Origin of the sequence: Cupriavidus sp. NPDC089707 (genome assembly GCF_044748965.1) — a bacterium.
GTDB lineage: Bacteria > Pseudomonadota > Gammaproteobacteria > Burkholderiales > Burkholderiaceae > Cupriavidus.
This window is the reverse complement of record NZ_JBIVHB010000003.1, coordinates 220384-246179: the sequence shown is the minus strand read 5'-3', so window position 1 is coordinate 246179 and position 25796 is coordinate 220384. Positions and strand designations below refer to the sequence as shown.

General features: G+C 65.5%; 28 protein-coding genes. 22 read left to right on the top strand and 6 right to left on the bottom strand.

All coding sequences use genetic code 11. From position 1 onward, the window contains the following. The first annotated feature begins 86 nt into the window (after positions 1–86). The 7 genes from rpsF to ACIP1U_RS07425 all read left to right on the top strand — a co-directional run bounded on the left by rpsF (position 87) and on the right by ACIP1U_RS07425 (position 5010). Positions 87–461 (top strand): 30S ribosomal protein S6, encoded by a 375-nt coding sequence (rpsF, locus tag ACIP1U_RS07455; RefSeq protein ID WP_029048699.1) that lies wholly within the window; start codon positions 87–89, stop codon positions 459–461. Between the two features lie 77 nt (positions 462–538). After that, positions 539–838 (top strand): primosomal replication protein N, encoded by a 300-nt coding sequence (gene priB, locus ACIP1U_RS07450; RefSeq protein ID WP_209753947.1) that lies wholly within the window; start codon positions 539–541, stop codon positions 836–838. A gap of 3 nt (positions 839–841) precedes the next feature. Further along, a complete protein-coding gene (gene rpsR, locus ACIP1U_RS07445) occupies positions 842–1120 on the top strand; it encodes a 30S ribosomal protein S18 (protein WP_116320460.1) in 279 nt (92 codons plus the stop codon). Between the two features lie 31 nt (positions 1121–1151). Next, complete coding sequence (gene rplI, locus ACIP1U_RS07440; RefSeq protein WP_400313360.1) at positions 1152–1604, top strand: 50S ribosomal protein L9; 453 nt, start codon at positions 1152–1154, stop codon at positions 1602–1604. Between the two features lie 174 nt (positions 1605–1778). Continuing rightward, positions 1779–3170 (top strand): replicative DNA helicase, encoded by a 1392-nt coding sequence (locus ACIP1U_RS07435; RefSeq protein ID WP_342913693.1) that lies wholly within the window; start codon positions 1779–1781, stop codon positions 3168–3170. Between the two features lie 192 nt (positions 3171–3362). Then, positions 3363–3989 (top strand): DUF47 domain-containing protein, encoded by a 627-nt coding sequence (locus tag ACIP1U_RS07430; RefSeq protein WP_029048703.1) that lies wholly within the window; start codon positions 3363–3365, stop codon positions 3987–3989. A gap of 13 nt (positions 3990–4002) precedes the next feature. Continuing rightward, positions 4003–5010, top strand: a complete 1008-nt coding sequence (locus tag ACIP1U_RS07425; RefSeq protein WP_400313356.1) for an anion permease — start codon at positions 4003–4005, stop codon at positions 5008–5010. Positions 5011–5087: 77 nt separating this feature from the next. Here ACIP1U_RS07425 and ACIP1U_RS07420 read toward each other — a convergent pair whose 3' ends face one another. The 5 genes from ACIP1U_RS07420 to ACIP1U_RS07400 all read right to left on the bottom strand — a co-directional run bounded on the left by ACIP1U_RS07420 (position 5088) and on the right by ACIP1U_RS07400 (position 9420). Continuing rightward, the gene (locus tag ACIP1U_RS07420) at positions 5088–5759 is read right to left on the bottom strand and encodes a C40 family peptidase (protein ID WP_400313353.1); all 672 of its coding nucleotides are present in this window, start codon (positions 5757–5759) and stop codon (positions 5088–5090) included. 47 nt (positions 5760–5806) lie between these two features. Further along, complete coding sequence (locus tag ACIP1U_RS07415) at positions 5807–6214, bottom strand: hypothetical protein (RefSeq protein ID WP_400313351.1); 408 nt, start codon at positions 6212–6214, stop codon at positions 5807–5809. 127 nt (positions 6215–6341) lie between these two features. Then, positions 6342–8045 carry a PhoH family protein gene (locus ACIP1U_RS07410; RefSeq protein ID WP_400313349.1) on the bottom strand — a complete coding sequence of 568 codons (1704 nt, stop codon included), beginning with the start codon at positions 8043–8045 and terminating at the stop codon, positions 6342–6344. A gap of 375 nt (positions 8046–8420) precedes the next feature. Continuing rightward, complete coding sequence (locus ACIP1U_RS07405) at positions 8421–8885, bottom strand: peroxiredoxin (protein WP_400313346.1); 465 nt, start codon at positions 8883–8885, stop codon at positions 8421–8423. 145 nt (positions 8886–9030) lie between these two features. After that, positions 9031–9420: an Mth938-like domain-containing protein gene (locus tag ACIP1U_RS07400; RefSeq protein ID WP_063238026.1), complete on the bottom strand. Its 390-nt coding sequence runs from the start codon at positions 9418–9420 to the stop codon at positions 9031–9033. Positions 9421–9774: 354 nt separating this feature from the next. Here ACIP1U_RS07400 and ACIP1U_RS07395 point away from each other — a divergent pair, with 354 nt between their 5' ends. The 7 genes from ACIP1U_RS07395 (at position 9775) to crcB (ending at position 16420) form a co-directional block, all read left to right on the top strand. Beyond that, positions 9775–11010: a pyridoxal phosphate-dependent aminotransferase gene (locus ACIP1U_RS07395; protein ID WP_400313342.1), complete on the top strand. Its 1236-nt coding sequence runs from the start codon at positions 9775–9777 to the stop codon at positions 11008–11010. A 49-nt stretch (positions 11011–11059) separates the two neighbouring features. After that, the gene (locus tag ACIP1U_RS07390) at positions 11060–12370 is read left to right on the top strand and encodes a homoserine dehydrogenase (protein WP_400313340.1); all 1311 of its coding nucleotides are present in this window, start codon (positions 11060–11062) and stop codon (positions 12368–12370) included. 21 nt (positions 12371–12391) lie between these two features. Next, complete coding sequence (gene thrC / locus ACIP1U_RS07385) at positions 12392–13837, top strand: threonine synthase (protein WP_400313338.1); 1446 nt, start codon at positions 12392–12394, stop codon at positions 13835–13837. A 180-nt stretch (positions 13838–14017) separates the two neighbouring features. Further along, positions 14018–15259, top strand: coding sequence for a gephyrin-like molybdotransferase Glp (glp, locus tag ACIP1U_RS07380; RefSeq protein ID WP_400313336.1), 1242 nt, complete (start codon positions 14018–14020; stop codon positions 15257–15259). A gap of 36 nt (positions 15260–15295) precedes the next feature. After that, positions 15296–15553, top strand: a complete 258-nt coding sequence (moaD, locus tag ACIP1U_RS07375) for a molybdopterin converting factor subunit 1 (RefSeq protein WP_400313333.1) — start codon at positions 15296–15298, stop codon at positions 15551–15553. Between the two features lies 1 nt (position 15554). Continuing rightward, the gene (gene moaE, locus ACIP1U_RS07370) at positions 15555–16040 is read left to right on the top strand and encodes a molybdopterin synthase catalytic subunit MoaE (protein ID WP_400313331.1); all 486 of its coding nucleotides are present in this window, start codon (positions 15555–15557) and stop codon (positions 16038–16040) included. Then, entirely contained in the window at positions 16040–16420 is a 381-nt protein-coding gene (gene crcB / locus ACIP1U_RS07365) for a fluoride efflux transporter CrcB (protein WP_400313329.1), read from the top strand. Before moaE ends, crcB begins: the two co-directional genes overlap by 1 nt. Here the strand turns inward: crcB and ACIP1U_RS07360 are convergent. Next, positions 16402–17268, bottom strand: a complete 867-nt coding sequence (locus ACIP1U_RS07360) for an alpha/beta fold hydrolase (RefSeq protein WP_400313326.1) — start codon at positions 17266–17268, stop codon at positions 16402–16404. The genes crcB and ACIP1U_RS07360 overlap by 19 nt on opposite strands. A 227-nt stretch (positions 17269–17495) precedes the next feature. Between ACIP1U_RS07360 and ACIP1U_RS07355 the strand changes: the two genes are divergently transcribed. From ACIP1U_RS07355 to ACIP1U_RS07320, 8 genes are all read left to right on the top strand, one after another. Then, complete coding sequence (locus ACIP1U_RS07355; RefSeq protein ID WP_400313324.1) at positions 17496–18149, top strand: TetR/AcrR family transcriptional regulator; 654 nt, start codon at positions 17496–17498, stop codon at positions 18147–18149. Between the two features lie 17 nt (positions 18150–18166). Then, positions 18167–18943: an enoyl-CoA hydratase/isomerase family protein gene (locus tag ACIP1U_RS07350; protein ID WP_400313322.1), complete on the top strand. Its 777-nt coding sequence runs from the start codon at positions 18167–18169 to the stop codon at positions 18941–18943. Positions 18944–19021: 78 nt separating this feature from the next. Beyond that, positions 19022–20209 (top strand): substrate-binding domain-containing protein, encoded by a 1188-nt coding sequence (locus ACIP1U_RS07345; protein ID WP_400313320.1) that lies wholly within the window; start codon positions 19022–19024, stop codon positions 20207–20209. A 107-nt stretch (positions 20210–20316) separates the two neighbouring features. Then, entirely contained in the window at positions 20317–21090 is a 774-nt protein-coding gene (locus ACIP1U_RS07340; RefSeq protein ID WP_400313826.1) for an ABC transporter ATP-binding protein, read from the top strand. Further along, the gene (locus tag ACIP1U_RS07335; protein ID WP_400313317.1) at positions 21083–21823 is read left to right on the top strand and encodes an ABC transporter ATP-binding protein; all 741 of its coding nucleotides are present in this window, start codon (positions 21083–21085) and stop codon (positions 21821–21823) included. Before ACIP1U_RS07340 ends, ACIP1U_RS07335 begins: the two co-directional genes overlap by 8 nt. Positions 21824–22061: 238 nt before the next feature. Then, positions 22062–23087: a branched-chain amino acid ABC transporter permease gene (locus tag ACIP1U_RS07330; RefSeq protein WP_400313313.1), complete on the top strand. Its 1026-nt coding sequence runs from the start codon at positions 22062–22064 to the stop codon at positions 23085–23087. Between the two features lie 16 nt (positions 23088–23103). Then, positions 23104–24180 carry a branched-chain amino acid ABC transporter permease gene (locus ACIP1U_RS07325; protein ID WP_400313311.1) on the top strand — a complete coding sequence of 359 codons (1077 nt, stop codon included), beginning with the start codon at positions 23104–23106 and terminating at the stop codon, positions 24178–24180. Between the two features lie 15 nt (positions 24181–24195). Continuing rightward, positions 24196–25740 (top strand): long-chain fatty acid--CoA ligase, encoded by a 1545-nt coding sequence (locus ACIP1U_RS07320; protein WP_400313309.1) that lies wholly within the window; start codon positions 24196–24198, stop codon positions 25738–25740. The last annotated feature ends 56 nt before the right edge of the window (positions 25741–25796 follow it).

Sequence of the window (25796 nt, the reverse complement as noted above, 5' to 3'; positions counted from 1 at the left end):
TTCACGCCGGGCTATAATTTAAGGCTATTCAACCTTGCCGCACCGGACTCGTGACGCCCGGGTGGCTAATCCCAAAAGGAGCGTCAATGCGTCATTACGAAATCGTCTTCATCGTCCACCCGGACCAGAGCGAACAAGTGCCGGCCATGATCGAGCGCTACAAGCAGCTCGTGACCTCGCAGAACGGCAACGTTCACCGCGTGGAAGACTGGGGCCGTCGCCAGATGGCCTACATGATCCAGAAGCTGGCCAAGGCTCACTACGTTTGCCTGAACATCGAATGCGGCAAGGACACCCTGGCTGAACTGGAACACGCGTTCAAGTTCAACGACGCCGTCCTGCGCCACCTGATCGTGCAGACCAAGAAGGCCGAGACCGCTCCTTCGCCGATGATGAAGGAAGTGCAGCGCGAAGAAGCCCGCAAGGCCGCGCAAACGACCACCGAAGGCCAGGCCGCCTGAGTGCGGACTGCGGTGCGCGCCCAGGCTGACAGCGTCGGCCGCGGCGGCACTGATGGCAAACGGCAAGAGGCCCCGCGTTGAACCAGCTTCGGCTCGCCGCCACCCTGGCGGAACGCGATGCCCTGCGCTATACCCCGGCCGGAGTGCCCGTCGTGAACTGCATCCTGCAGTACAGCGGCGAGGCGGTCGAGGCGGAAACGCCGCGGCAGGTCGAGTTTGCCATCGCTGCGATGGGGATCGGACAGGTTGGCCAGCGGCTTGAGCGACTACCGCTCGGCACGCTGCTCGACTGCGAAGGATTCCTCGCCCGCAAGCATCGCAACAGCAAGGCTCTCGTCTTTCACATCACCGGATGTAAAGCATTCGTAAAGGATTGAATCATGGCATTCGTCAAACGTGACAACAAGAACAAGAAGCGCTTCCAGCAACAGAACCCGCTGTTCAAGCGCAAGCGCTTCTGCCGCTTCACCGTGGCTGGCGTGGAACAGATCGACTACAAGGATCTGGACACCCTGAAGGACTTCGTCGGCGACAACGGCAAGATCACGCCGGCCCGCCTGACCGGCACCAAGGCCCACTATCAGCGTCAGCTGGATACGGCGATCAAGCGTGCGCGTTTCCTCGCGCTGCTGCCGTACACCGACCTGCACAAGAACTGATAGGCCCTAGGTCCGTAACGGAGAAAACACGATGCAAGTCATTCTGCTGGAAAAAGTCATCAACCTGGGCAACCTGGGTGACATCGTCAAGGTGAAGGACGGTTACGCTCGTAACTTCCTGATCCCGTCGAAGAAGGCGCGTCGCGCCACGCAAACCGCGATCGCCGAATTCGAAGTCAAGCGCGCCGAGCTGGAAAAGGCCGCTGCCGAGAAGCTGGCCGCCGCGCAAGCCGAAGGCGAAAAGCTGAACGGCCTGACCGTCCAGATCAGCCAGAAGTCGGGTGTGGACGGCCGTCTGTTCGGCTCGGTCACCAACGCCGACATCGCCGTGGCGCTGGAGGGCCAAGGCTTCAAGCTCGAGAAGGCGCAGGTTCGCCTGCCGAACGGCCCGCTGAAGATGGTGGGCGACCACCCGATCAGCGTCGCGCTGCACACCGACGTCGTGGTCGACGTGACCGTGTCGGTGCTGGGCGAGCAGGTCTAAGACCCGCTGCAGCGGTGCCGCCTGGCGGCGCCGCTCGAAACACTGCAAGCAAAAAAGGCAGGAGCCCTGGCTCCTGCCTTTTTTGTTGCCCGCTTGCACTGGCTGGCAGATGTCCGGCAAATGTCCGGTCTAGTGCGTCCTCCTGCCAGCGTCCCGCCGTTATAATCCCTCCTCATGAACGCGCCCGTCGCCGACCCCCAACTCGATAACCTCAAGGTCCCGCCGCATTCCATCGAAGCCGAGCAGTCAGTGCTCGGTGGCCTGCTGCTGGACAATGCCGCCTGGGACCGCATTGCGGACTTCCTTTCGGAGGCGGATTTCTACCGCTTCGACCACCGGATGATCTTTCAGAGCATCGCCCGGTTGATCTCGGCCACCAAGCCGGCCGACGTGATCACGGTCTACGAAATGCTGCAGGTTGCGGGCAAGGCCGAGGAGGTTGGTGGGCTGGCGTACCTGAATTCGCTGGCACAGAACACGCCTAGCGCGGCCAACATCCGCCGCTATGCGGAAATCGTGCGCGAGCGTTCGGTGCTGCGCAAACTGGTTACCGTGGCCGACGACATCGCCTCGGCCGCCTTCGCGCCCAAGGGGCGGGAAGTGCGTGAGTTGCTGGACGAAGCCGAATCCAAGGTTTTTGCAATCGCCGAAGAAGGCGCGCGTGGCCAGGCGGGCTTCCAGGAGATTCAGCCGCTGCTGACGCAGGTGGTTGAGCGAATCGACGAGCTGTACCATCGCGACAGCACCAGCGACGTGACCGGCGTACCGACCGGCTTCGTGGATCTGGACCGGATGACCAGCGGCATGCAGGGGGGCGACCTGATCATCGTGGCCGGCCGTCCCTCGATGGGTAAGACCGCGTTCTCGCTGAACATCGGCGAGCATGTGGCGGTGGAGCAAGGCCTGCCGGTGGCGGTGTTCTCGATGGAAATGGCGGGGACGCAGCTGGCCATGCGTATGCTGGGATCGGTCGGACGGCTGGACCAGCACCGGCTGCGTACCGGCCGCCTGCTGGATGAAGACTGGCCGCGCCTGACGCATGCCATCCAGCGCATGAACGATGCGCAGCTGTTCATCGACGAAACCCCCGCTCTGAACCCGATGGAACTGCGGGCGCGCTCGCGCCGCCTGGCGCGCCAGTGCGGGCAGCTCGGCCTGATCATCATCGACTACCTGCAGCTGATGTCGGGCTCTGGCGGCGGTGAGAACCGCGCGACGGAAATTTCAGAAATTTCCCGTTCGCTGAAGGGGCTGGCCAAGGAACTCAACTGCCCGGTGATCGCGCTGTCGCAGCTGAACCGAAGCCTGGAACAGCGTCCCAACAAACGTCCGGTGATGTCCGATCTGCGCGAATCCGGCGCTATCGAACAGGATGCCGACGTGATCCTGTTCATCTACCGCGACGAGGTCTACAACCCCGATTCGCAGGACAAGGGCACGTCCGAAATCATTATCGGCAAGCAGCGTAACGGCCCGATCGGCACAGTGCGGCTGACCTTCCTGGGCCAGTTCACCAAGTTCGACAACTTCACCGGCGGCCCGGCGTTCTTCGACAACGACACCTGACGAAGTCAAGCCCGCCCGCGAGATCACGGCGCATCCCGTCTCGTTTGTGCCAAATTGGCGGGCAATGTCCGCGCAACCCTGTAAAATATTGCGCTTTGATGACAGCCGCCTAACCGGTGGCGGTCATAACACGCGTTCGTTCAATCTGTAACACATCAGCAGCGCTACACGCGCCGCCTTAAGGAACATTCCATGTTCGGCCGATTCATGCCCACTGAGGGCAAGTTCTTCGAATATTTCAACCAGCACGCCGACTGCGCGGTGACCGCCGCCCACGAGCTCCAGGCCCTGGTCAACGACCTGCCCAACGCCGAGGCGCACGCCCGCCGTGTCCAGGCCACCGAGAAGAAGGCCGACCGCATCACGCACGACACCATCGACCTGCTGCACAAGACCTTCATCACGCCGCTGGACCGCGACGAGATCCACAAGCTCATCACGACCATGGACGATATCCTGGATCTGATGGAGGACGTGGCCGAGACCATCTCGCTGTACGACGTGACCAACCTGACCGAAGAGGCGCTGCGCCTGGCCGCGATCTGCGTGCAGTGCTGCGACCAGGTCAAGATCGCGGTGGGCCTGCTCGAGGACATGGGGAACGCCAGCACCATCCTGAAGACCGCCCAGCAGATCGACCAGCTCGAGTCCGAGGCCGACCGCGTGATGCGCTCTGCGATGTCGAAGCTGTTCCGCGACGAGACCGACGTGAAGCGCCTGATCAAGCTGAAGGCCATCTACGAACAGCTCGAGACGATCACCGACAAGTGCGAGGACGTCGCCAACATCATCGAAGGCATCGTCCTGGAAAACGCCTGAGGCGGCAATCGGCATGCAGACCATTCAAATGAGCCTGTGGGTGATTGCCCTGCTGGTGGCGCTCGCGCTGCTGTTCGACTTCATGAACGGCTTCCACGACGCAGCCAACTCGATCGCCACGGTGGTATCCACGGGCGTGCTCAAGCCGCACCATGCGGTGGCCATGGCGGCGATGTGCAACGTCGTCGCGATCTTCGTGTTCCACCTGAAGGTGGCGGCCACCGTCGGGACCGGGACTATCCAGGGCGGTGTCGTTGACCACTATGTCATCTTCGGCGCGCTGGTCGGGGCGATCGCGTGGAACGTCATCACCTGGTACTACGGTATTCCGTCGTCGTCGTCGCATGCGCTGATCGGCGGGCTGGTGGGTGCCGCGGTTGCCAAGGCCGGCACCGGCGCGCTGGTTGCCAGCGGCCTGCTGAAGACGGTGGCGTTCATTCTGGTGTCGCCTTTCCTCGGCTTCCTGCTGGGTTCGCTGATGATGGTCACCGTCGGCTGGACCTTTTTCCGAACGCCGCCATCGCGCGTTGACCGGTGGTTCCGGCGGCTGCAGCTGGTATCGGCTTCGCTGTACAGCCTGGGGCATGGCGGCAATGATGCGCAGAAGACCATCGGCATCATCTGGATGCTGCTGCTCGCCAGCGGCCATGTGCTGGCCGGCGATCCGCCGCCCACGTGGGTGATCGTCAGCTGCTATGTGGCGATCGGCATGGGCACGCTGTTCGGCGGCTGGCGCATCGTGCGCACCATGGGCCAGAAGATCACCAAGCTCAAGCCCGTGGGCGGCTTCTGCGCGGAGACCGGCGGTGCGATGACGCTGTTCTTTGCCTCGGCGCTGGGCGTGCCGGTGTCCACCACGCATACGATCACCGGTGCCATCGTCGGTGTCGGTTCGTCGCAGAAGATGTCGGCGGTGCGCTGGGGCGTGGCCGGCAATATCGTGTGGGCCTGGGTGCTGACGATTCCGGCATCGGCCTTCATGGCGGCGATCGCATGGTGGATCGGGCGCCATATCCTGTAACGCGGGATTGGACGGTCATGCAAACAGCAAAAAGCCAGGCAACTGCCTGGCTTTTTGTTTGCCCGCGTGCCGGGCGCTCAGCGGTTGGCGAAGGCGGCGATGGGATCGTCGTCATCGGGCAGCGGGGCCGGTTCTGGTACCAGCGGCGCCGGCGCAGGGACCGGTGTGGCTGGAGGAGGCAGGTTGATCGCGCCTGAAACCACCCGCCGCGCGCCGTTGTAGCGCGACGCCCAGTATGGCTTGCCCATGTCTTCCAGCCGCACGGTGCCGCCGGACGATGGCGCATGGACAAAGCGGTTCTGGCCGACGTAGATGCCGACGTGTGAATTGGCGCGTCCGGTGGTGTTGAAGAACACCAGGTCGCCCGAAGCCACTTCGCTGCGGTCGAGCGTGGAGCCCCGGGTGCCCATGGCTTCGGTGGTGCGCGGCAGGTTCACGTTGGCGGCCCGGGATACCACATAGCGCACCAATCCGCTGCAGTCGAAGCCGGAGTCCGGTGTGTTGCCGCCGTAGCGGTAAGGCGTGCCGACCAGCGACATCGCCTGGATCGAGATTTCCTCCAGCCCCGCGCTGGGATCGACCATGGGCTTGCCGGGCGTGCGCGGCAAGCTGCCGTGGCGCGAGGGCGGGGAACTGGCGCACGCTGCCAGTAGCAGTGCCGCGGCGCAGAGCAGCGGCAGGCCGGCCCGGGCGAGCGGCCCGGGCGGTGCGGGAGGACTGGAAGAACTATGGGTACGGCGCAATGGCATCGCTGGATTCCGGTCGCCGGCCTGCCGGCGCACCGGAAACCTTGCCGCTACCAGCGTAGCTGGGCGTTGCGCGTACCGGTGCTGACCTTGATCGACTTGGCCTGGCCCTTGTAACTGGCTTCGATATTGTAGCTGCCTTCTGGCGCACGTATCAGGCAGCGGGGCCCGGCGGCGCGGAAGGTTGCGACCTCCTGTTCGTCGCGTACCAGCTTGACCGCGACGTCGGACAGGAACTCGCCCGCGGCGCCCTGCGTGAACAGGATGCCGATATTGAAATCCTTCTCGCGCGCGGCAAGCGCCCGGCGCTCGTCTTCGGCGACACCGCCACAGACATAGCTGACCGGGCCCATGGTGCGGATCACCAGGTCGTCAGCCGCTGCGCGCGCCTGAAGCGGGCAGGTCAGGGCCATGGCAGCGCTAATCAGCGCGGCCAGGCGGAGATGCTGTTGGTTCATCGACGCCTCCAGTGGGGGTGCGGGACAACAAGCGGGTGTGCGGACATCATAGCCGCATCGTGCTTGCCGTTCACGACAGTGAGCCGGGGCGCCTCCCGCAAGGGAGGCGCCCCGGCTGCAGTCCGCGTCAGAGTACGTCGCCGGCGTGGTCGGCCAGGCGCGAGCGTTCGCCGCGCGCCAGCGTGATATGGCCGCTGTGGCTCCAGCCCTTGAAGCGGTCCACCACGTAGGTCAGGCCGGACGAGCCTTCAGTCAGGTACGGCGTGTCGATTTGCGCGATATTGCCCAGGCAGATGATCTTGGTACCGGGGCCCGCGCGCGTCACCAGCGTCTTCATCTGCTTGGGCGTCAGGTTCTGCGCCTCGTCGATGATGACGAACTTGTTGACGAAGGTGCGGCCGCGCATGAAGTTCATGCTCTTGACCTTGATGCGCGAGCGGATCAGCTCCTGCGTGGCGGCGCGGCCCCAGTCGCCGGCGCTGTCATCGCTCTTCTGCAGCACTTCGAGGTTGTCGTCGAATGCGCCCATCCACGGCTGCATCTTCTCTTCCTCGGTGCCGGGCAGGAAGCCGATGTCCTCGCCGACCGGTACGGTGGCGCGGGTGACGATGATCTCGTTGTAGAGCTTCTGGTCGAGCACCTGCTCCAGGCCCGCCGCCAGCGCCAGCAGCGTCTTGCCAGTACCGGCCTGGCCCAGCAGCGTGACGAAGTCAATGTCCGGATTCATCAGCAGGTTGAGCGCGAAGTTCTGTTCGCGGTTGCGCGCGGTCACGCTCCACACATTGTTCTTGTGGTGCGTGTAGTCCTTGAGCGTCTGCAACAGCGCGGTCTTGCCGTTGATTTCCTTGACCTGCGCGTACAGCGGCAGGCTGCCGTCGACCGGTTCCAGGTAGACGAACTGGTTGACCAGGAAGGAGGGCACCAGCGGCCCGGTCAGGCGATAGAACATCGCGCCGGACTTGGGATCCTGCCAGCTTTCCACGCCCTTGCCGTGCTTGGTCCAGAAGTCGCCGGACAACTGCATGACGCCGGCGTAGAGCAGGTCCTTGTCTTCCAGTACCTGATCGTTGTAGTAGTCCTCCGCCGGCAGCCCCAGTGCGCGCGCCTTGATGCGCATGTTGATGTCTTTGGACACCAGCACGACCTGGCGCTCGGGGTACTGCTGCTGCAGCGCGCTGACCACGCCCAGGATCTGGTTGTCGGCCTTGCCCTGCGGCAGGCCCTCGGGCAGCTTGATATCGTTCAGTCGTGTCTGGAAGAAAAGCTTGCCCTGCGCGTCGCGGTTGCCGAGCTTTTCCAGCGGCAAGCCCTCGTCGAGTACGCCGTCGGTGCCGCCCACCAGCGAATCGAGCGTGCGGCTGACCATGCGCGCGTTGCGCGCGACTTCGCTCATGCCCTTCTTGTGGTTGTCCAGTTCTTCGAGCGTCATCATCGGCAGATAGATGTCGTGTTCCTCGAAGCGGAAGAGCGAACTCGGGTCGTGCATCAGCACGTTGGTGTCGAGAACGAACAGCTTGCTCGGCCCTTCGGCCTTGCGCGCGCGGCGCGAGGTGCCGGCCACGGGCTTGACCAGGCTGACCGGCGGGGCGCTGGCGGTCGGCGCGGGCCCGGCCGGGGTTTCGGTGCTGCGGGCGCGGGTTCCACCGGCGGCGCGTGCCTTCACGGCAGGCGGCTTGGCTTCACCGGTTTCCAGCAATGCCACGCGCTCGAGTGCCGGCACAGGTTTCTTCAACTGTGTGGCGGACTTGGCCTTGGGCACCGCGGAGACCGGAGCAAATTCGCTCGGATCCAGCAATTGGGCAGGCTTGGCGGGCATGGTAGGCAGCGGCATGCTTGGCTTTCCTTTCAGGGGGACGAGAGAGGGGCTAAGGCGTCAGTGCCGCGACGCGCGACTGCGTCGTGGCCAGGGGCCGGGGCATGCATGCGCGAGGCACCCGGCGCGGACAGGCATGAGCGCAAACAAAAAAGCCGCCATGCCTGCATAACAGGGTTGGCGGCTTCTTTGCGGACCGGCGACACGGCAGGTCCGCGACCGGCCTGTGGCGCGAACCGCCTGGGCCGGGAAGTCGAATCAGCGTGGCATCCGGAATCTGAACTCATTACGGGCCAATGTATCTGAAGGTCCCGGGTTTGGCAATTGGGTTTGCCAACCCTTTGCGGCGCCGGCTGTACGCCGTGTCGCAGACACGCAAAATCGCGCAAGACCTCAGATGGCGCGCACCAGTTCCAGGATTTCGTCGACATGGTTCGGCACCTTGATGCCGCGCAGCTCGTGCCGCAGGATGCCCTTGCCGTCGATGACAAAGGTGCTGCGCTCGATGCCGCGGTACTCCTTGCCATAAAGCTTTTTCATCTTGATGACATCGAACAGCGAGCACACCGCTTCGTCGGCATCGGTGATCAGTTCAAACGGCAGTTCAAGCTTGGCCTTGAAGTTTTCGTGCGAGCGGATGCTGTCGCGCGAGATGCCGAGCACCTGCACGCCGGCCTTGGTGAAATCATCGTACTGGTCGCGGAAGTTCATGGCCTCCGTGGTGCACCCCGGCGTGTTGTCCTTCGGGTAGAAGTACAGCACCACCGTCTTGCCGCGGAAGTCGGCAAGACGGAAGGTGGCGTCGCCGGTCATCGGCGCGCTGAAGTCGGGTACGGCCTTGTTGAGACTGATCGTCATTCTTGTGGCTCCTGGGCAAGGGGCAGGGAGATTCGGGAGGGGGTGCTGCCGCCTTAGCGGGAGCAGATTGGGGCGTGCACCCGGACTTCAAGCGTGGCGTGGGCTCAACTTTGCGGTGGGCGCGCCAGGCGGTTCCGCGTCGGCGTCAGGCAGCGCCGGCAGCCGGCTCGAGCAGCAGCACCGCAGCCACCTTGCGGCCCTCGGCCATCAGGATGTTGTAGGTGCGGCAGGCGGCCTGCATGTCCATCGCGTCGACGCCCACATGGCGGCGCGACAGCGACGCGGTCAGGCGCGGATGCGGAAAGCGCAGGCGGGACCCGGTGCCGAGCAGCACCACTTCAGGATTGAGCTCGGCCAGTTGTTCGAAATGAACCGGCTCCAGGTCTTCGAATCGGTTCACCGGCCAGGGCCGGATCTCGCCTTCGGGCATGACCAGGATCGAGGTGGTGTGGCGGACGAGGTTGATTTCGATATAGTCCGGCCCATAGGCCGTGACGGTATTCAGCGACTGGGGCTGGTCGGCGTGGAGTTTCACTTGGAGGCCTCTGCGGCGGCCGCCGCGGATTGCCTGGCCGGCCCGTGGGGCGGATGGCCTGCAGCGCGGGCGGTCGTGATGTGATGGGCAGGACAGGAGCAGGGGCGGAACAAGGCCCGCGGTGGATTGCCGTACGCGTCGCTGGCGTACGCTGCAATGCAAGAATCCCTGCCGAAGTCTGTCATAATCCGATAAATTATAGCTTTTGCCTCCCTGTTTGCCACGCCTGTGCCTTGCTCGCGTTGCATTGCAGCGGACGGCACCTCCGCGTTCGCTCAGATTTAGCCAGATTTCCTGCCCGGTGCCGCCGACACGGCACACTATCCCTGCCCGACAGCTTGCCCCGACATCGCCGTGAAACCCATCCAGAAATCCAACAAACTCAATAACGTTTGCTACGACATCCGCGGTCCGGTGCTGGAAAAGGCCAAGCAGATGGAGGAAGAAGGGCACAAGATCATCAAGCTGAATATCGGCAACCTGGCCGTATTCGGTTTTGACGCGCCGGAAGAGATTCAGCAGGACATGATGCGAAACCTGCCGAATTCGGCAGGTTATTCCGATTCCAAGGGCATTTTCGCTGCACGTAAGGCGATCATGCACTATACCCAGCAAAAAAATATCGAAGGCGTCGGCCTGGACGATATTTATGTCGGCAACGGCGCCTCCGAACTGATCGTAATGGCGGTCAACGCGCTGCTCAATACCGGCGATGAAGTGCTGGTGCCGGCGCCCGACTACCCGCTGTGGACCGCGGCGGTCAGCCTGTCGGGCGGCACGCCGGTGCACTATATCTGCGACGAGGCCAACGACTGGATGCCCGATCCGGCCGATATCCGCGCCCGTATCACGCCGCATACCAAGGCCATCGTCATCATCAACCCGAACAACCCCACGGGGGCGCTGTATTCGGATGAACTGCTGCTCGAGATCGTTTCCATCGCGCGCGAGCACGGCCTGATCATCTTCGCCGATGAGATCTACGACAAGGTCCTGTACGACGGCGTCACCCACACCTCGATCGCCTCGCTGTCGACCGACGTACTGACGGTGACCTTCAACGGCCTGTCGAAGAACTACCGCTCGTGCGGCTACCGCGCCGGCTGGATGGTGGTGTCGGGCGACAAGCGCCCGGCCATCGACTACATCGAAGGCCTGAACATGCTGTCGTCGATGCGCCTGTGCGCCAACGTGCCGGGCCAGTGGGCGATCCAGACCGCGCTGGGCGGCTACCAGAGCATCAACGACCTGGTCGGGGAGGGCGGGCGCCTGCGCCGCCAGCGCGACCTGGCCTACGAGCTGATCACCGCGATCCCGGGCGTGACCTGCGTCAAGCCCAAGGCGGCGCTGTACCTGTTCCCGAAGCTGGACCTGTCGATGTACCCGGTGCAGGACGACCAGGAGTTCATTTATGAACTGCTGCAGGAGTCCAAGGTGCTGCTGGTGCAAGGCTCCGGCTTCAACTGGGCCAAGCCCGACCATTTCCGCATCGTGTTCCTGCCGCACGAGGAAGACCTGCGCGAGGCCATCGGCCGCATCGCGCGCTTCCTCGAGGCGTACCGAAAACGCCACGGCAAGGCAGCGGCCTGATTCCTCCGGCCGCGCCGCAACCCATCCTTAGCAACTCAGAAGATTGTCCATGAACCCCATCAAAGTTGGCCTGCTCGGCATCGGTACCGTCGGTAGCGGCACGTTCAACGTGCTCAAGCGCAACCAGGAAGAAATTCGTCGCCGCGCCGGCCGCGGCATCGAGATTGCCGTGGTGGCCGATCTCAACACCGAACGCGCGCGCGAACTGACCAACGGGGAAGTGGAGATCGTCAGCGACGCGCACCAGGTGGTGACGCGCCCCGACATCGACATCGTCATCGAACTGATCGGCGGCTACGGCGTGGCGCGCGAGCTGGTGCTCAAGGCCATCGAGAACGGCAAGCACGTGGTCACCGCCAACAAGGCGCTGCTGGCCGTGCATGGCAACGAGATCTTCGAAGCCGCGCGCAAGAAGGGCGTGATCGTGGCCTTCGAAGCCGCGGTCGCCGGCGGCATCCCCATCATCAAGGCGCTGCGCGAAGGCCTGACCGCCAACCGCATCCAGTGGATCGCCGGCATCATCAACGGCACCACCAACTTTATCCTGTCCGAGATGCGCGACAAGGGCCTGGATTTCGACGTGGTCCTGAAAGAAGCGCAGCAGCTGGGCTATGCCGAGGCTGACCCGACCTTCGACATCGAGGGCGTCGATGCCGCGCACAAGGTCACGCTGATGAGCGCGATTGCGTTCGGCATGCCGGTGCAGTTCGACAAGGCGCACGTGGAAGGCATCACCAGGCTGTCTGCCACCGACATCAAGTACGCCGAGGAACTGGGCTACCGCATCAAGCTGCTTGGCATCACGCGCCGCCGCGATGACGGCGTGGAACTGCGCGTGCATCCGACACTGGTGCCGGCCGCGCGCCTGATCGCCAACGTGGAAGGCGCCATGAACGCCGTGCTGGTGCAGGGCGACGCCGTGGGCGCGACGCTGTACTACGGCAAGGGCGCCGGCGCCGAGCCGACCGCTTCGGCCGTGATCGCCGACCTGGTCGACGTGACCCGCCTGCACACCGCCGACCCGAACCACCGCGTGCCGCACCTGGCGTTCCAGCCGGACGAGCTGTCGAGCGTGCCGGTGCTGCCGATCGAAGAGATCAACAGCTCGTACTACCTGCGCATGCGCGTAGCCGACGAGACCGGCGTGCTGGCCGAGATCACCCGCATCCTGGCCGAAGGCGGCATCTCGATCGACGCCATGTTGCAGAAGGAATCGCGCGAAGGCGAGCCGCAGACCGACATCATCATCCTCACGCACGTCACGCGAGAGAAGCACGTCAACGCCGCCATCGCCAAGATCGAGGCGCTGCAGACCGTGCTATCCGACGTGACGCGCCTGCGCATGGAAGAACTGAACTAAGCGCAGCCACCGCACAGCCACATGAAATACCAGTCGACCCGCGGCCATGACATGCCGCAATCGTTCTCCGAGATCCTGCTCGGCGGCCTGGCCCCGGATGGCGGCCTGTACCTGCCGAAGCAGTATCCGCAAGTCACGGCCGACGAGCTGGAGGCCTGGCGCAAGCTGCCATATGCCGACCTGGCCTATGAAATCCTGCGCAAGTTCTGCGACGACATTCCCGCCGAGGACCTGCGCGCGCTGACGCGCAAGACCTACACCGCCGAGGTGTACTGCAACGCGCGCGAAGGCGACAACACCGCCGACATCACGCCGCTGCGCACGCTGGGCGAAGAAGGTGGTACGAAGCTGCAACTGCTGGGCCTGTCCAACGGCCCGACGCTGGCCTTCAAGGACATGGCGATGCAGTTGCTCGGCAACCTGTTCGAGTACGCGCTCGCCCGTGCCGGTCAGGAGCTGAACATTTTGGGCGCTACCTCCGGTGACACCGGCAGCGCCGCCGAGTACGCGATGCGTGGCAAGCGCGGCATCCGCGTGTTCATGCTGAGCCCGCACCGCAAGATGAGCGCGTTCCAGACCGCGCAGATGTTCAGCCTGCAGGACCCGAACATCTTCAACATCGCCATCGAAGGCGTGTTCGACGACGCCCAGGATATCGTCAAGGCCGTCTCCAACGACCACGATTTCAAGGCGCGCCAGAAGATCGGCACGGTCAACTCGATCAACTGGGCGCGCGTGGTGGCCCAGGTCGTGTACTACTTCAAGGGCTGGCTGCTCGCGACCGATGGCCCGGGCCAGAAGGTCTCGTTCTGCGTGCCGTCGGGCAATTTCGGCAATGTCTGCGCCGGCCATATTGCGCGCATGATGGGCCTGCCCATCGACAAGCTGGTGGTCGCCACCAACGAGAACGACGTGCTCGACGAATTCTTCCGCACCGGCGCCTACCGCGTGCGCAAGTCGGCCGAGACCTATCATACGTCCAGCCCGAGCATGGACATCTCCAAGGCCTCGAACTTCGAGCGCTTTGTGTTCGACCTGCTGGGCCAGGACGCCGGCAAGCTGGCGGCGCTATTCCGCGACGTAGAGGAAAAGGGCGGCTTCGACCTGTCGGGCACGCCGGAATTCGACCGCATCCGCCAGTTCGGCTTTGTCTCGGGCCGCAGCACGCACGAGGACCGGGTGGCGACCATCCGCGACTTGTCGTCGCGCTATGGCATCACCATCGATACCCACACCGCCGACGGCGTCAAGGTGGCGCGCGAGCATCTCAGCGCCGGCGTGCCGATGGTGGTGCTGGAAACCGCGCTGCCGGCCAAGTTTGCCGACACCATCCGCGAGGCGCTCGGACATGAGCCGGAGCGTCCGGCCAAGTTCGAAGGCATCGAGAGCCTGCCGCAGCGCTTTGAAGTGATGCCGGCCGACGCCGCCCAGGTCAAGGCCTATATCGCCGGCCATACCGGCCTGTAAGCGCGTTGGCGCCATCGGCACGCTGCGGCACCGCCGCATGCCGTGTCCGCGCCAACTCGCTACAATCAGGCTGCGGGCCCGATCCTCGGCCCCCGGATTGCTTTCCCCATTGTGGGCGGAAGCAATGCGCGAGCCGTTTTTCATGGGCCAACCCTCTTTGCACACTGTGCCCATCGCACCATGACCCAAGCCGCAGCACCTTCCCGTCCCCCAATGCTGACCATGGCCCAGGCGCTTGACGCGCTGCTGTCCGCCGCGCGCCCGCTGGCGCAGGTGGAGCAGGTCGACACGCTTGACGCCAATGGCCGCGTGCTGGCCGCGCCCGTGACCAGCGCGCTGCGCGTGCCGCCGGCGGACAACACTTCGATGGATGGCTACGCCATGCGCGCCGCCGAGGTCCCGGCAGCGGGCACGCGGCTGCGCGTGTCGCAGCGGATTCCGGCGGGGCATGTCGGCACCGAACTGCAGCCCGGCACCGCCGCGCGCATCTTTACCGGGGGCCTGATTCCGCCAGGTGCCGACGCCGTCGTGATGCAGGAGCAATGCGCGGCGGAAGGCGAGGACGTGATCGTCAACCACGTGCCGCAATCCGGTGAATGGATCCGGCGCGCAGGTGAGGACATTGAAGCCGGCAGCGTGATCCTGCCCGCGGGCACGCGGCTGACGCCGCAGGCGCTGGGCCTGGCCGCGTCGGTCGGCCAGGCGAAGCTGGACGTGGTGCGCCGCGTGCGCGTCGCGGTGTTCTTCACCGGCGACGAACTGGCAATGCCGGGCGAACCGCTCAAGCCGGGCGCGATCTACAACTCGAATCGCTTCACGCTGCGCGGCCTGCTGGAAAACCTGGGCTGCGAGGTCAGCGACTTCGGCATCGTGCCCGATACGCTGGCCGCCACGCGCGAGACGCTGCAACGCGCGGCGCAGGGGCACGACCTGATCATCACCTCGGGCGGCGTCTCGGTTGGCGAGGAAGACCACATCAAGCCCGCGGTTGAGGCTGAGGGTCGCCTCGACATGTGGCAGATCGCAATCAAGCCGGGCAAGCCGCTGGCGTTCGGGCAGGTGAACAGCGCGGGTGCCGACCCGGCGTTCTTCCTGGGACTGCCGGGCAACCCGGTGTCGAGCTTCGTTACTTTCCTGCTGTTCGTGCGCCCATTCATTCTGCGCCTGCAGGGCGTGGCCGACGTGGCGCCGCGCCGCCTGCCGCTGCGCGCCGATTTCGAACTGAACAAGGGTGACCGCCGCAATGAGTTCCTGCGCGCGCGCATCAACGCCGAGGGCGGACTGGATCTGTTCCCCAACCAGAGCTCCGGTGTGCTCACTTCCACGGTATGGGGCGACGGGCTGATCGACAACCCGCCCAACCAGACCATCGCGCGCGGCGATACCGTGCAATTCATCCCGTTTGACGGCCTGCTCGCGTAGCCGGCCCGCACTACCCGTTAGTACAAAGAGGCAGTCATGACCATCGAACTACGATTCTTTGCCAGCGTGCGCGAACAACTCGGCGTGGCCGAGGAGCGCGCCGAGGTGCCGGCCGAGGTGCGCACCGTGGGCGAGCTGCGCCATTGGTTGCGCCAGCGCGGCGGCGCCTGGGCCGAGACCCTGGCCGAAGGCCGCGCGCTGCGCATGGCCGTCGACCACGCGGTGGCGCGCCCCGATACGGCGATTTCCGATGGCTGTGAAGTGGCATTCTTCCCGCCCGTTACCGGAGGCTGAGATGAGCGTCAGGGTTCAGCGCGAGGATTTCGACCTGGGCGCCGAGGTGGCGGCACTGCGCGCCGACAACCCGCAGGTCGGCGCCGTGGCCAGCTTTATCGGCACCGTGCGCGATGTCAGCGAGGGCAGCGCCGTCAGCGCGATGGAGCTGGAGCACTACCCGGGCATGACCGAGAAGGCGCTGGCGCAGATCGAGGCGGCGGCGTGCGCGCGCTGGGAACTGCTGGGCGTCACCATCATCCATCGCGTCGGCCCGCTGCTGCCGCTTGACCAGATCGTGCTGGTCGCGGTCGCATCGAAACATCGCGGCAATGCGTTCGCGGCTTGCGAATTCATCATGGATTACCTCAAGTCCGAAGCGCCGTTCTGGAAAAAGGAAGAAACGCCGGAGGGCGCGCGCTGGGTCGATGCGCGCGTGACCGATGAAGATGCGCTGAAGCGCTGGGGTATCAAGTCGATCAACGCCAGCGGCGAGGACAAGCCCTGATGGGGCCGATGGGGTTCGTTGCCGTTGGCGTCGGCGCCGCGGCGGGGGCATGGCTGCGCTGGGGTTTCTCGGTGCTGTGGAATGCGCTCAACCCGGCGCTGCCGTACGGCACGCTGGCCGCCAATCTGCTGGGCGGCTACCTGATCGGACTGGCCGTCGGCTTTTTCGATACCCACGCTGGCCTGCCGCCGGAATGGCGCCTGCTGGCGATCACTGGTTTCCTCGGCGGCCTGACCACGTTCTCGACCTTTTCCAGCGAGGTGATTGCCAACCTGCTTGCCGGCGACTACGGCTGGGCAGCGATGCACCTGGTGCTGCATCTGGGCGGCTCGCTGCTGCTGACCGCGCTGGGACTCTGGACTTACCGCGTACTGGCCTGATCCACGAGCTCGCGCAGCGCGGCATTGAATGCCCGCGGCTGTTCCATGTGCGGACTGTGGCCGGCACCGGCGACCACGCTCAGGCCCGCATCAGGCCGCAAGGCGCGGGTGGCGATGCCTACCGCCGGCGCATACAGCCGGCTGGCCTCGCCATACAGGTGGAACAGCGGCAGGCGCGCCGCGCGCAGCGTGTCGCGGAAATCCTGCCTTGCCATGTCTTCCCATAGCGCGGCCAGCGTGGCGGCCTCGCAACTCTGCGCCATCCGCGCAATGCGCTGCATCGCCGCGCCGTCGGGGCGCCGTCCCGCCGCCCACAGTCCCAATGCCACCGAAGGCGCCAGCCGCGGCCAGTCGGCGCGGATGCGCGCTGCCATCTGCCGGGCCTGGATCATGTCGTAGTGGCCATGCAGGCCATGCGGCCATTGCGGGTCGGTGACCAGTCGGGGCGTCATGTCGATGCTGCCGACTGCCGCCAGTGGACAGCCCGGATGGTCACGCAGCAGCGTCCATGCCACCATCGCGCCCATCGACCAGCCCACCACGACCACATCGGCCAATCCGAGATGGTCGACCAGCGCCGCGGCATCGCGCGCCAGCGCCGCGATGGTGGTGCCGGTGGCGTGTCGCGACAGCCCGTGGCCGGCGTGGTCGGGCGTAATCACCCTGAACCCCGCCAGCGCCAGTTCGCGCTGCCCGTCGAAAGCTTCGCCGTTGACGGACCAGCCGTGCAACAGCAGCAGCGGCCGGCCGTCGCCGGCCTCGCGCCAGCCCGGCAAGGCGCCATGCGCCGGATGGGTGGCAAAGGGCGGGGCGGCGGCGCTATCACAAGCCGAATCGGAAGCGTCCAACGACGTGTCTCTCCAGGCGGTGGGTGGGAGGCGATGCAAAGGGAGGGGCAGGGTGCGCCTCTATTGACATCCACGCCGGTCAATTTATACGATGAAACATGAATCAGATATCAGGTTTTGCCTGCATATCGGTTTCCGGGGGGCGGCAGGCGCGAGGAGGTGCCTGCGGCGTGACCCGAAGCGGCTGGCATTCCTATGACAAGGCGCGCAGCGCCACCGGAGACAAGATGTCCCAGACCGAGACTGGCGAAGTCGGCGAAGCCACCGAAGCCACCGACATGGCCCACGCCGGCGGCATGTGCCCGCCCAAGACCGCGCGCGGGCAGAAGACCCGGGCAGCATTGCTTCGCGCCGCGGAAAAGGTGTTCGGCGAGAAGGGTTACTACGCCGCGTCGATCTCCGAGATCACGCAGGAAGCCAAGGTCGCCATGGGCACCTTCTACCTGTATTTCAAAGACAAGGAAGACATTTTCCGCGCGCTCGTCAGCCACATGCTGGAACTGGTGCGCGCCCACCTGCGCAAGCACGTGGCCAACGCCGCCAGCCAGATGGAAGCCGAGCGGCTGGGCCTGAAGGCCTTTCTCTCATTCGTTTCGCGCCACAAGAACCTGTACCGCATCGTGCTGGACTCGTACTCGGTGGACGAAACCATCTACAGCAGCTACTTCCAGGTCTTTGCCGAACTCTACAGCCGGCGGCTGGAGCGCGCCGAAGAGCAGGGCGAGATCGTCCCCGGCGACGCCGAGGTGCGCGCCTGGTGCCTGATCGGCATCAGCAACTTCCTCGGCATGCGCTATGCGCGCTGGAAGCGCCCGGCCTCCATGGAGAAGGTGGTCGATACCGCCTTCGACCTGATCGCCCACGGCCTGCAGCCGCGATGACCATGGCCGCGATATCCATGGCCGAAGATTCGCTGGTCTTGCTCGAACGCAGGGACGGCGTGGCGCTGCTGCGCCTGAACCGGCCGCAGCGGCACAACAGCCTCGTGCCGGCGTTGCTGGAAGACTTGCTGGCCGCACTGGACGAGGTCGAAGCCGACACGTCGGTCCGCGCCGTGGTGCTGACGCATGCCGGGGGCAATTTCTCGACCGGCGGCGACGTGGCGGCCTTCGCGGCGCAAGGCGATGGCATTGCCGCTTACGCCAGCGAACTGCTCGCGCTGCTGAACCGGTCGATCCTGCGCCTCGCGGCACTGCGCTGCCCGGTGGTGGCGGCCGTCGAAGGCTGGCTGACCGGCGGCTCGCTCGGGCTGGTGCTGGCCTGCGACATGGCCGTGCTGGCGCAGGATGCGCGCATCGCACCGTTCTATACGGTGGTGGGCTTCAGCCCGGACGGCGGCTGGACGGCGATGCTGCCGCAGCTTGTTGGTACGGCACGGGCGCGCGGCTGGCAACTGAACAACACGGTCGTCGCGGCACCGGATGCCGTCTTGCACGGCCTGGCTTTCGCGCTGTCGGCACCCGGTGCGGCCGAGACCGATGCAATCGCGCTGGCGCGCGGCGTGGCGGACAAGGTGCCTGGCAGCGTGGCGCGTACCCGCGCGCTGCTGCGCTGGGACGCCGACGCGCTGGCAGCGGGCCTGGAACGCGAGCGCGCCGCCTTCGTCGCGCAGATTGCCAGCGCGGAGGCCGCCGACGGCATGCGCCGCTTCCTTGCCGGGCGAACGCGGGAGTAGCCGGGCAGCAGACATATCCGCAGTTGCAGCAGGTTCCAGCCCTACCAACGCAAAAGAACCCGAACACAGGAGACAGCCATGCAAAGCAACCCCCTCGCCGTACGCGCCCTGGTCATGGCCGCCGGCCTTCTTGCCACCGGCGCCGCGCTGGCCAAGGACATCCGCATCGCCCACGTCTACGACAAGACCGGCGCGCTGGAAGCGTATGCCAAGCAGACCCAGACCGGCCTGATCATGGGCCTGGAATATGCCACCAACGGCACCATGACCGTCAACGGCAACAAGCTGGTGGTGATCGAAAAGGATACGCAGGGCAAGCCTGACGTGGCCAAGGCGCAACTCGCTGCCGCCTACAGCGACGACCGCGCCGATATTGCCGTTGGCCCGACGTCGTCCGGCACCGCGCTGGCGATGCTGTCCGTGGCCGAGGAATACAAGAAGGTGCTGCTGGTCGAGCCCGCCGTCGCCGATTCGATCACCGGCGACAAGTGGAACCGCTATATCTTCCGCACCGGCCGCAATTCGTCGCAGGACGCGATCTCCAACGCCGTGGCGCTGGACAAGCCGGGCGTGACCATTGCCACGCTGGCGCAGGACTACGCCTTCGGCCGCGATGGCGTGAAGGCGTTCAAGGGCGCGCTCAAGAACGCGAAGATCGTCCATGAGGAATATCTGCCCACCAACACGACGGACTTCACTGCCGGTGCGCAGCGCTTGTTCGATTCGCTCAAGGACAAGCCCGGCCGCAAGGTGATCTTCATCATCTGGGCCGGCGCCGGCAACCCGTTCAAGATCGCCGACCTCGATCCCAAGCGCTACGGCATCGAGATCGCCACCGGCGGCAACATCCTGCCGGCGATGACCAGCTACAAGAACTTCCCCGGCATGGAGGGGGCCACGTACTACTACTTCGGCATCCCCAAGAACAAGGCCAACGAATGGCTGGTGTCGAACCACTACAGCAAGTTCAAGGCGCCGCCCGATTTCTTTACTGCCGGCGGCATGACCGCGGGCATCGCGCTGGTCGAGGCGTTGAAGAAGACCAATGGCGACACCAAGACCGACAAGCTGATCATGGCGATGGAAGGCATGTCGTTCGAGACGCCCAAGGGCAAGATGACCTTCCGCAAGGAAGACCACCAGGCGATGCAGTCGATGTACCACTTCAAGATCAAGGTGGACCCGGCCTTTGCCTGGGGCGTGCCTGAGCTCGTGCGCGAGATCAAGCCCGAAGAAATGAACGTGCCCGTGCGCAACCAACGCTGATGACCGCGCCAGCCTCTTCCGCCCCCTCCGCCCGCTCTGCCGGCCTGCCGGCGTCCCAGTCGCCCGCTGCGCAGCGCGGCACGGCAGCGGCGGCCGGCGCCCGGCCGCTGCTCGAGACGCGCGGCCTGACCATCCGCTTCGGTGGCCATGTCGCGGTCAATGCGGTGTCGTGCGCGTTCCGGCCAGGCGAGCTGACCTGCATCGTCGGCCCGAACGGCGCCGGCAAGACCACGTACTTCAACCTGGTCTCTGGACAGTTGCCGTCCACTGCCGGGCAGATCCTGCTCGACGGCGAGGACGTGACGCGTCTGCCCGTGTCGCAGAGGACCCGGCGCGGCATTGGCCGGGCCTTCCAGCTGACCAGCCTGTTCCCGCAGCTGTCCGTGCTGGAGAACGTGCGGCTGGCAGTGCAGGCGCGGCAGCAACGCGGCATCGACCTGGTCTCGATGTGGACCAGCCATCGCGACTTGCGCGCGCAGGCTCTGGCGATCCTGGAGCGCGTGGCGTTGGCGGGCAAGCAGCATCTGACCGTGGCATCGCTGCCGCATGGCGACCAGCGCAAGCTGGAGGTCGGCATCCTGCTGGCGTTGCAGCCGCGCGTGTTCATGTTCGACGAACCTACTGCGGGCATGAGCGTGGACGAGGTGCCGGTGATCCTGGACCTGATCCGCGAGATCCGGCAGGACCGCAGCAAGACCGTGCTGCTGGTCGAGCACAAGATGGACGTGGTGCGCTCGCTGGCCGACCGCATCATCGTGCTGCACAACGGCACGCTCGTGGCCGACGGCGATCCGGCCGAGGTGATCGCGTCGCCGGTGGTGCAACAGGCATACCTGGGCATGGCGGAGCAGGAGAAGGAGGAGGGGGGCAACCATGGCTGACGCGCAACACGCGACGCCGATCCTGCGGCTGCAGGGCGTGCAGACCCATATCGGGCCGTACCACATCCTGCACGGCGTCAGCTTCGACGTGCCACGTGGCGGCGTGACCATGCTGCTGGGACGCAACGGCGCCGGCAAGACCACCACGCTGCGCACCATCATGGGCTTGTGGCAGGCGAGCGCGGGCTCGGTGACCTTCGACGGCACGGACATCACGCGCCACAGCACGCCGTCGATCGCGCAGGCGGGCATTGCCTACGTGCCGGAGAACATGAGCGTGTTCTCCGACCTCACGGTGGCCGAGAACATGCGCCTGGCCGCGCGCAGCGGGGCCATCGACGAACGGCGGCTGGACTGGGTCTTTCGCATGTTCCCGGCACTGAAGACCTTCTGGCACCAGCGTGCGGGCGTGCTGTCGGGCGGGCAGAAACAGATGCTGTCGGTGGCGCGCGCGATCATCGAGCCGCGCAAGCTGCTGATCGTCGACGAGCCCACCAAGGGGCTGGCGCCCGCGATCATCCAGAACATGATCCACGTCTTCCGCGAGCTGAAGCAGACCGAAGTGTCGATCCTGCTGGTGGAGCAGAACTTCAACATGGCGAAGTCGGTGGGGGATACGGTGGCGGTGATGGATGACGGACGCACCGTGCATGCGGGGACGATGGCGGCGCTGGCGGGCGATGAGGGGCTGCAGCAGCAATTGCTGGGGCTGTCGCTGGCGGCGCACCAGTAACGCCGTGCGGGGCTAATGGTTTTCTCCCCTCTCCCGCAAGCGGGAGAGGGGCGGGGGAGAGGGCCGGAGCATGACAGGACGACGTGCGGCAAATGGCGCTTGGCCGGCGTCATGCTGTTAGCAGTTTGTCGCCGCGTCAGTACTGCGCACGCCGGCCCTCTCCCCCAACCCCTCTCCCGCAAGCGGGAGAGGGGAGCACACAATACGCGGGCGATGCGCCGCGGCAGGACGGAGACCCATGACAACTTCAACGACCTTACCCACCGCACCGCCGGCAGTCTTGCCCAAGGTCCGGCTCGACTGGACCCCGCTGGCCCTGGCGCCGCTGCTGATGCTGCTGGCCTTCCCGCTGGTCGGCAGTCCTTCGACCTGGCTCACGCTGACCATTGCCGGGCTGGCGATGGGAATGATCATCTTCGTGGTGTCCTCCGGCCTGACGCTGGTCTTCGGCCTGATGGACGTCCTCAACTTCGGCCACGGCGCGTTCATCGCGCTGGGCGCCTACGTGGCGGCATCGGTGCTGCTGCCGATGGCAGGCTGGGTGGAGGCGGACAGCCTCGTGCAGAACCTGGCGGTCTTCGCGCTGGCGATCGCCGCGGCGATGGTCGCCGCCGGCGCGGTCGGCCTGTTTTTCGAGCGCGTGGTGGTGCGCCCGGTCTACGGCCAGCACCTGAAGCAGATCCTGATCACCATGGGCGGCATGATCGTGGCCGAGCAGCTGATCAAGGCGATCTGGGGCCCGGAAACCATCTCGCTGCAGGTGCCTACCACCTTCCGCGGCGCGGTGCTGCTGGGCGATGCGGCGATCGAAAAATACCGGCTGATCGCGATGGCGCTCGGGCTGGTGATCTTTGTCGCGATGCTGCTGCTGCTCAACCGCACCCGCATCGGGCTGCTGATCCGCGCCGGCGTGGAAAACCGCGAGATGGTCGAGGCGCTCGGCTACCGCATCCGCCGGCTGTTCATCGGCGTGTTCGTCGTCGGCGCCGGCCTGGCCGGGCTGGGCGGCGTGCTGTGGGGGCTGTACCAGCAGAACATCACCGCGGCGATCGGCGCGCAGGTGAACGTGCTGATCTTTATCGTCATCATCATCGGCGGGCTGGGCTCGACCACGGGCTGCTTTGTCGGCGCTTTGCTGGTCGGCCTGATGGCGAACTACACCGGCTTCCTGTTCCCGAAGGTGGCGCTGTTCTCCAACATCCTGCTGATGATGCTGATCCTGCTGTGGCGCCCGCAAGGGCTGTTCCCGGTGGCGCGGCGCTGAACGGAAGGACACGACCATGATCCGACTTCTCTCCGGCGACCTGCCGCGCAGCCGCGTGCTGACGGTGATTCTCGTGCTGATCCTGCTGGCGCTGGCCTGCGCGCCGTTCGCCTTTCCGGGCGCGCGGGCGCTGAACATGGCGGCCAAGATCTGCATCTTCGTGGTGCTGGTGGCCAGCTATGACCTGCTGCTGGGCTACACCGGCATCGTCTCGTTCGCGCATACCATGTTCTTCGGCATCGGCGGGTATGGCGTGGCCATCGCGATGTCGCGCATGGAGCCGGGCTGGGGCGCCCTCGCCGTGGGCGCCGTGGGCGCGCTGGCGGTCTCGGCGCTGCTGGCCTTCCTGATCGGGCTGTTCTCGCTGCGCGTGCGCGCGATCTTCTTCGCGATGATCACGCTGGCGGTCGCGACGGCGTTCGCCACGCTGGTTTCGCAGTTGTCGGAATGGACCGGCGGCGAGGACGGGCTGACCTTCAAGGTGCCCGAGGTGCTGCGCCCGGGTTTCTCGATCGGCGACGCGGAACTGCTGGGCGTGCCGCTGACCGGCAAGCTGCTGAGCTACTACCTGGTGTTCGCCGGCGCGCTGGTGCTGTTCCTGGCGCTGTTGCGCGTCGTCAATTCCCCGTTCGGCCGCGTGCTGCAGGCGATCCGAGAGAACGACTTTCGCGCCGAGGCCATTGGCTACCGCACCGTGGTCTACCGCACGGTGTCGACGGTATTGTCTGCGATGTTTGCCACGCTGGCCGGGGTGTTGATGGCGGTGTGGTTGCGCTATAACGGACCTGACACCTCGCTGTCGTTCGAGATCATGGTGGACATCTTGCTGATCGTGGTGATCGGCGGCATGGGCACCATCTACGGCGCGGTGATCGGCACGGTGCTGTTCCTGGTGGCGCAGACCTATCTGCAGGACGTGATGAAGCTGGCCAGCGACGCCACCACGGCGCTGCCGCTGCTGTCGTCGCTGCTGCATCCGGACCGCTGGCTGCTGTGGCTGGGGCTGCTGTTTATCCTGAGCGTCTATTATTTCCCACAGGGCGTGGTAGGGCGGCTGCGCGGCAATCGGGCCGTGCAGGACGTGGCAACCTGAGCGGAGGCCCGCGCAATGTACGTGATCGACTGGCTGCACAAGAACGCGCAGCACACTCCCGACAAGGTCGCGCTGGTGGACGTGGAAAGCGGCCGCCGGGTGACCTATCGCCAGTTCGACGAGCGCGCCAGCCGCTTCGCCGAATACCTGGCCGAAGGCCTGCAGCTGGCCGCGGGCACGCGCATCGCCGTGCTCGCGCACAACAGTTCCGACTATTTCGAGATGCTGTACGGCTGCGCCAAGGCCGGCATGGTGATGGTGTGCCTGAACTGGCGTTTGCCCGCGGCGGAGTTGCTGCCGATCCTGCAGGACTGCACGCCCGAGGTGCTGGTGGCTGGCGACGGCTTCCTGGCCGTTGCCGCCGAGCTGGCGAGCACCGTGCCGCTGCGCGCGGTACTGCATCTTGCCGACGACGAGGCGGCCGATGTACCCGGTGGCTGGACCGAATACGAAGCCGTGCTCGACGCCGCTTCGGGCCGCATCGTCGAGATGCCTTGCCGCGACGAATCCGAGGTCTGGCACCTGTTGTACACCTCCGGCACCACCGGCAAGCCCAAGGGCGTGATCCAGACCTATGGCATGGTCTTCTTCAACGCCGTCAACGCCATGCTGGCCAACAAGATCACGCGCGACGACGTATTCCTGAACGTGCTGCCGTTCTTCCATACCGGCGGCCTGAACCTGTATGCCAATCCGGTGCTGCATGCCGGCGGCACGGTGCACATCATGCGGCAGTTCGAGCCGCAGGTCGTGCTGGACCGGCTTGACCGCAACTCGGGTGAGGGCATCACCATGTTCTTCGCCGTGCCCGCGGTCTACCTGTTCCTGAGCCAGCACGCAGGCTTCGCGCAAGCGGACTTCTCCGGCGTGCGCAACATGTCCGCGGGTGGCTCGCCGGTGCCGCGGCCGCTGCTGGAAGCCTATCTGGTGAAGAGCGTGACCATCTGCTTCGGCTTCGGCATGACGGAAACCGGCCCCACGGTCTTTGTCTGCGATGAAGACACCGCGCGCCGCAAGATTGGCACCATCGGCAAGCCGGTGGGGTCGATGCTGACGCGCATCGTCGACCCGCTGGGCAGCGAGGTCGCGCCCGGCGAGCGCGGCGAACTGCTGATCAAGGGGCCAGGCGTCACGCCCGGCTACTGGAACCTGCCGGAAGCGACTGCCAATGCGATCCGCGACGGCTGGCTGCATTCCGGCGACATCGCCTGGCGCGACGAAGACGGCGACTACTACATCGTCGACCGTGCCAAGGACATGTACATCTCCGGTGGAGAGAACGTCTATCCCGCCGAAGTCGAGAACGTGCTGTTCCAGCTGCAGGGCGTGGCCGAGGCCGCCGTGATCGGCACGCCGGACGCACGCTGGGGCGAGACCGGCATGGCGCTGGTAGTGTTGCGCGCTGGCGCCACGCTCGATGCGGAGCAGGTTATCGCCCATTGCAAGGCGCAGCTCGCCGGCTACAAGGTGCCGCGCCACGTGCGCTTTGTCGATGCCTTGCCGCGCACGCCGTCGGGCAAGGTAGAGAAGCACAAGCTGCGCGTCAGGTTTGCCGGCTGACGCGCCACGCCCGCCATACGTATCTCCCGCATCTCCTGTATTTCCCGCAGTTCTGC